The organism is Marinobacter sp. (assembly GCF_052094685.1).
Lineage (GTDB): Bacteria > Pseudomonadota > Gammaproteobacteria > Pseudomonadales > Oleiphilaceae > Marinobacter.
The window spans coordinates 1-5,593 of the sequence record NZ_JBQDKB010000149.1 but is presented as its reverse complement, the minus strand read 5'-3'; the positions used below and the strand labels follow the sequence as shown (position 1 = coordinate 5,593).

General features: G+C 53.6%; 7 protein-coding genes. 1 reads left to right on the top strand and 6 read right to left on the bottom strand.

Annotated features, from left to right (window positions below; all coding sequences use genetic code 11):
* Positions 1 to 133: 133 nt before the first annotated feature.
* The 4 genes from ACTH3S_RS17665 to ACTH3S_RS17650 form a co-directional block, all read right to left on the bottom strand.
* On the bottom strand, positions 134 to 619 hold the full coding sequence (locus ACTH3S_RS17665; protein WP_441810326.1) for a methylated-DNA--[protein]-cysteine S-methyltransferase: 486 nt from the start codon (positions 617 to 619) through the stop codon (positions 134 to 136).
* Entirely contained in the window at positions 616 to 2,001 is a 1,386-nt protein-coding gene (locus ACTH3S_RS17660) for an AlkA N-terminal domain-containing protein (protein WP_441810325.1), read from the bottom strand. The genes ACTH3S_RS17665 and ACTH3S_RS17660 overlap by 4 nt, the downstream gene beginning before the upstream one ends.
* A gap of 152 nt (positions 2,002 to 2,153) precedes the next feature.
* Entirely contained in the window at positions 2,154 to 2,402 is a 249-nt protein-coding gene (locus ACTH3S_RS17655) for a DUF3297 family protein (RefSeq protein WP_441810324.1), read from the bottom strand.
* Between the two features lie 95 nt (positions 2,403 to 2,497).
* Positions 2,498 to 2,698, bottom strand: coding sequence for a CAP domain-containing protein (locus tag ACTH3S_RS17650; RefSeq protein ID WP_441810323.1), 201 nt, complete (start codon positions 2,696 to 2,698; stop codon positions 2,498 to 2,500).
* A gap of 178 nt (positions 2,699 to 2,876) precedes the next feature.
* Between ACTH3S_RS17650 and ACTH3S_RS17645 the strand changes: the two genes are divergently transcribed.
* Positions 2,877 to 4,256: an NAD-dependent succinate-semialdehyde dehydrogenase gene (locus ACTH3S_RS17645; RefSeq protein ID WP_441810322.1), complete on the top strand. Its 1,380-nt coding sequence runs from the start codon at positions 2,877 to 2,879 to the stop codon at positions 4,254 to 4,256.
* 595 nt (positions 4,257 to 4,851) lie between these two features.
* Here ACTH3S_RS17645 and ACTH3S_RS17640 read toward each other — a convergent pair.
* Entirely contained in the window at positions 4,852 to 5,070 is a 219-nt protein-coding gene (locus tag ACTH3S_RS17640) for a hypothetical protein (protein WP_441810321.1), read from the bottom strand.
* Positions 5,064 to 5,273 (bottom strand): FMN-binding negative transcriptional regulator, encoded by a 210-nt coding sequence (locus ACTH3S_RS17635; RefSeq protein WP_441810320.1) that lies wholly within the window; start codon positions 5,271 to 5,273, stop codon positions 5,064 to 5,066. Before ACTH3S_RS17635 ends, ACTH3S_RS17640 begins: the two co-directional genes overlap by 7 nt.
* Between the last annotated feature and the right edge of the window lie 320 nt (positions 5,274 to 5,593).

Here is a 5,593-nt window from a genome sequence, read left to right as displayed (position 1 = left end):
ACGATTCCTATTATAACAAACATGCGCCAGCGAATTAACCGGACGAAACACTAGCCTATGATTAGAGCATAGGAGGAATTGCCACGAGCAGCCAACGTTATCCCCCAAAAAACCTATTAAAATGGGGGGGGGATTACCGTCGAACTCGATCGGTTATAGCATCCTGCTCATGGGCCAGTAGCCAGGTCTTTCGTTCCAGGCCCCCGGCGTAGCCGGTCAATTGGCCGTTTTTCCCGATAACACGGTGGCAAGGTACAACGATGGAAATCGGGTTGGCACCATTGGCCGCCCCAACAGCGCGAACCGCACTCGGGCGCTGAATCAGTTGGGCCTGTTCCGCGTAATAGCGGGTTTCCCCATAGGGAATTTTAATCAGCGCCTGCCAGCAGGCTTGCTGGAACTCCGTGCCTTGCGGGGCCAATGGCAAATCAAAGACTTGGCGCGTGCCCTCAAAATAGTTCTTCAACTGCGCTCGGGCCTGAAGAGTCACGTCGTTTTCTGCAAAGGCCGAATGCTTGCCGTCATCAATAAAATCGATGCGGGTAATGGCGTCTTCATTCGCCTGAATGCGCACGGTACCTATGGGGGTGGGCAATAAACTCTCGAAAACAGGTTTCATAGCAAACTCCACATGTAAAAGGTCAGATAACTTTGCCAGGGCGAGGCGTCAGCCGGTTCCCATGAACCGTTCGTCTGCCCCAGTGCCTTCTTCACGCCAAGATCAGACCCAAGCCAGATGTCGCAGTCGCCAAGCCCGCGCATGCGCGCGTAATTCACTGTCCAGGGACCGATGCCGCTTAGGGCAAGCCACTGCTCAGGGTCGGCGGCTTGGTCGGGTTGGGTGTCGAAAAATCGGGCGAGATCGATCAGGGTCTGGCGTCGGCGGCCGGGTATTTTCAGAGTGTTGAGGTCGCTGTGGGCGAGAGCTGCAGGGGTTGGGAACAGGCGGTGCTCAGCGTCTGGGCCCGGCAGCAACTCACCGTGTTCTGCCACGATCTGTTGAACCAGATTGCGAGCGGCCATCACACTGATTTGTTGCCCAAGAATGGCACGAATACCCGCTTCAAACGCATCCCAAGTGCCGGGCAGTCGTAAACCCGGACGCTCCGTTCCCGACTGGTTCTGAATTGGTGCCAGATGGGCATCGATGGTGCTGCTGTCGGCATCAAGATCAAGCAAACGGCGAATCGTACGTACCACGGGCAACGGCGCTGAGGGTTGATTGAACGCAAGTGCGACTTCAAAGCCACAGCGTTCGGGCCGGTGCCAGGCCGTAAAACGACCAGCGGCGCCATTGGCCAGACGAAACGTGCGGCCATAGTGGTCCTCACCGCACCACTCCAGAGTGTCGATTAAACGGGTTTGCAGAAAGGTGCGTAATGCGGCCCAGTCATAAGGCGGTCGGTAACTTAAAAACAGACGGATACCAGGTTCCTTGGTCCGTTTCCCCATCGGGCGTCGCAGCGAGCGCGGTGTCATTTGCAGGACGCTGGCAAAGCAATCGTTGAAACGTCGCACACTCTTGAACCCGGAAGCCAAAGCAATATCAGTAATTGGCAAGTCGGTTTGCTGCAGTAGGCTCTTGGCGAACAGCACCTGCTGATACAGGCTGTAGTGTTTCGGACTGGTGCCTACCGTGCGCTGAAATAACTGACCGAGGTACCGGCTGCTGATGCCCAATCGGTCAGCCAGCTCAGTAGTACTGCCGCTGATCAGCGCGCCGTCATCAATCAACTGCAACGCGCGTTCAAGGGTGGTGTCAGTGCCTTTCCAGGCCCAGGAGGCCGGGGCGCTGTCTGGACGGCAGCGCAAACAGGGGCGAAACCCGGCGTTAGCGGCGGCAATGGCCGTTTCGAAGTAGCAGACATTCTGTTCCTTTGGCGCCGGGGCCGGACAGATCGGTCTGCAGTAGATACCTGTGGTTTTAACAGCAACGAAAAACCGCCCATCGAAGCGATGGTCACGTGCGAGCCGGGCTTGTTGATAGTGGCGATCGTTCACGGTTTCGTCCTCAGGTCACAGGAAGCATTGTAACCTGAGGAACGTTAAAAACTGGCCGGAAACGGAACTCAAAGGGGCGGCATGGGAGCATTCATGAAAAAGCTATTGCCTGCGCAGAACCGACGTGTGGTGTCGGTAGCTTATCTTGTTGCTTAATCGTAGTAGGCTTCAACCTTTCCTTTCAGAGTCATCAGAAGCGGCTGTCCGCGACGGTCCAGTGCTTTGGGTGAGGCGATTTTAATCCAACCTTCACTGATGCAATATTCTTCGACATTAGTACGCTCTTTGCCATTAAGCCGAATAGCAATATCGTGTTCAAAAACGTCTGCTACATGGTGCGAGCTATGGGGGTTTCTTGAAAGTCGATCCGGTAACGTTGGCAGCGATTTAGTGTCGTTCATGGTAGTGACCTGCATTAAATAAAAGGAGCGCCATTCTAGGCAATATAGATTTAGCGCTCAAGAACTACAGCCGAGTTATTCGCAGGCTTATTTTGTTAGCGCGGCCGGGCAAAAACCTGGGTCCATACAGGGGAATATTTCGAGCCCGGCGCCTCAATCCTCGCCGCGCCCATTTCGGTGAATTCGACACGCATAATATTGGCGCAGTGCCCGGGACTTGAGAGCCATCCATCAACGACTTGATCGACTGAGTTCTGGCCTGCTGCGTCAACGTCATTAGCCGAGTAGTTGAACACTGTGATGGGCGAGGCCTAAGGTTTGAGTTCAGGCCGCTGGCCGCTACCGAGTTATACGGTTAGGTAACCTTCGCTCTTAAGGGCAGCCGGCCATGTTACGTTTAGTTGGTAATACCATTTTATGACGGTTGAACACATATCTGGTTCAGCTGTCATTAATTATTCAGGAGGCAAACTGATGTCGAACACTCATAAGACAATCAATCCTGCCACAGAAGACGTTCTTGAAACCTATACCATGATGTCCAGACAAGAAGCAGAGGGCATCATTGAGCAGACTCATCATGCGTTTCTTAGCTGGCGCAAAACCGGGTTTGAAGAGCGCGCGGATATTCTGCGCAAAACCGCTGCCCTGATTCGTGAGCGCCAGGATGACTACGCCGCACTCATGACCCGGGAGATGGGCAAAACCCTGGCTGAGGGCAAACAGGAATGCGAACTGTGCGCGGCGATTTGTGAGTACACCGCAGAACAGGGCCCCACGGAACTGGCCGATGAAACAAGAGAGCTGGCGGGCGGCCGTGCTGTGGTTTCTTATCAGCCTCAAGGTGTGATTTACGGCATACAGCCGTGGAACTTTCCGCTTTACCAGGTTATTCGCTACAGCGCCGCCAACCTCATGGCGGGTAACACCGTGCTATTGAAACATGCAAATAATGTGTGGGGCATGGCTTTGGAAGTTGAAAAACTTTACCGCGATGCCGGCATGCCCGAACACGCCTTCCGCACGCTGCTAATTGAGCATGGGGTATCAGACGCCGTTATCGAGCACAAACTAGTGCGTGGCGTTACGCTGACGGGTAGCCCCAACGCTGGCCGGACAGTGGCCCAGCGAGCCGCTAAAGTGCTGAAGAAAACCGTGCTGGAACTGGGCAGCAACGATGCTTACCTGGTTCTGGCAGATGCCGACATCAAGAAGGCCGCGAAGATCTGTGTTCAGGGCCGAACCTACAATGCGGGCCAGACCTGCGTGGCTGCGAAGCGCTTTATTATTGAAGAGCCCGTGTATGAGGAGTTCAGGGAGGCCTGCCTGGCTGAAATGAAGAAGCTCTCTTTTGGTGATCCCACGAACAGTGATACCAAAATGGGCCCCATGGCTCGCGAAGACCTCAGAGATGGTCTGCATGAGCAGGTTCGCAAGTCGATCGAGGCTGGCGCAACCTGTTCTTTGGGTGGCGAAATTCCTGAGGGCAAAGGTTACTTCTATCCACCCACGGTACTGGAAAACGTGGCGCCCGGGCAGCCAGCGTATGACGATGAGCTGTTTGGACCGGTCGCGGCGTTGATCAAAGTAAAGGACGTAGCCGAGGCTATGCGAGTTGCAAATGACTCTATTTATGGCCTGGGTGGTGGCATCTTTAGCGCCGACGAAGACGAGGCGCTGCGCCTGGCTCGAAATGAATTTGACACAGGTATGGTCAATATCAATGGCTATAACCTGGCTCAGCCTAACCTGCCCTTTGGTGGGGTAAAGCAGAGCGGTTATGGGCGCGAACATGGCGGCTTTGGCATGCACGAATTTGTGAATGTGAAGTCTGTTATGGTGAGCGAGTCCTGATGCGAGCATAGCCAGCACTGGGCCTGAGTAACGCCACGTTACCCAGGCCCAGTTTCTGTTGTAGTCACAGCTGCCGGTTAGGGTAGGGCAGGCTGCAAAAAAACATCGCGACCTAGCTAGTAGCAACTCCCTGGCCTGTGTAGTGCTTTCTGCGACCGCAAATGTTTGAAGCTGCCAATAGATCGCTTCGGCCCAAAGGATAAATGGCACAAGGCATCGTATTCACTATGCCAATTCTTTTCAGGAAGCGGAACACCACGATTGGCCCTTGCCATGTGCCCACCGAGGGGCGACATGATGCCTGTGCAATGGCCAGGCAGATGCACTTAGTTGCCTCTGCGTTGAGCGCCTGGCTTAAAAAGTTTAAACCAAGCGATTAAGCCCGCTATAGAGCTGAGGACTAGAAAAATGAAGAATTCTCCAACAGTAAAGTCGTCAACTTTGTACATTAGCCCCAGGAAAACTAAAAGAAATGTCCCAATGGTGCCGATAACTCTTAAATTCATATTTTGTTCCTCGAAATTTGTGGACTCAACTAACGCAAGTTTGTTCGTTCGACGATCATAACCGAGATCGCGGCACACACTAGAGCTGCCTAACCCACGGCCGCACCTCGATTTCCCAACTCCAGATCACCTTCGGTTAGCTCGGCTATCCAGCTGATAAATGCCGACATGGCCTGCTCGCTAGCAGTGCCAGCTGCCAGCCCGGCCTTCACACCCGCTCGATTACGCTCTGGATGATTTTGGCTAGCCTTAACCTTTCGGGTAAGGGATTCAACTTGAATCTCGATACCGACAATGGCGTTTACCAATCCGCCTTGGTTTCATACCAGGAGGGAGAAACGCACGCATCCGGCCCCTGAAAAATCGCAAACACCGAAGCGCCATTTTCAATGCGCTGCCAAACAGGGTTCGCCCGCGCAACATGACACCTCAGTGTGCCAAAGCTGTAGTCCTTGATGTATTGCTGGAGCTTTTCCTGGTTTTCTTCTTTGAAATGGCTTGGGCCTAGCATTTTAGTTGTGGCTCTTCGTGGAGAGGGGGCTTGCTGATGCAGTCTATACCAGCCAGCATGGCTATACACCGGACTTGGCATTTCGAATTAAAGCTTCCAAATCTGGCGCGATTGGCATCTGTCCCGCCCATCTGCTCATTGTCCGTGCCATTAGCGAAGTGACAGACGGCCTAACTTTTTCAGGAGAAAAAAATGTCGGACACCAACATCGAACTTATTTCCAGCATTAGCGAAGACAACAAACTGGAACTTTCCCTGCGCGAGATCCCCCTCTGGCAGGATAGTTGGCACTACTTAATTTTTAACCAGTTGGGCGGTAC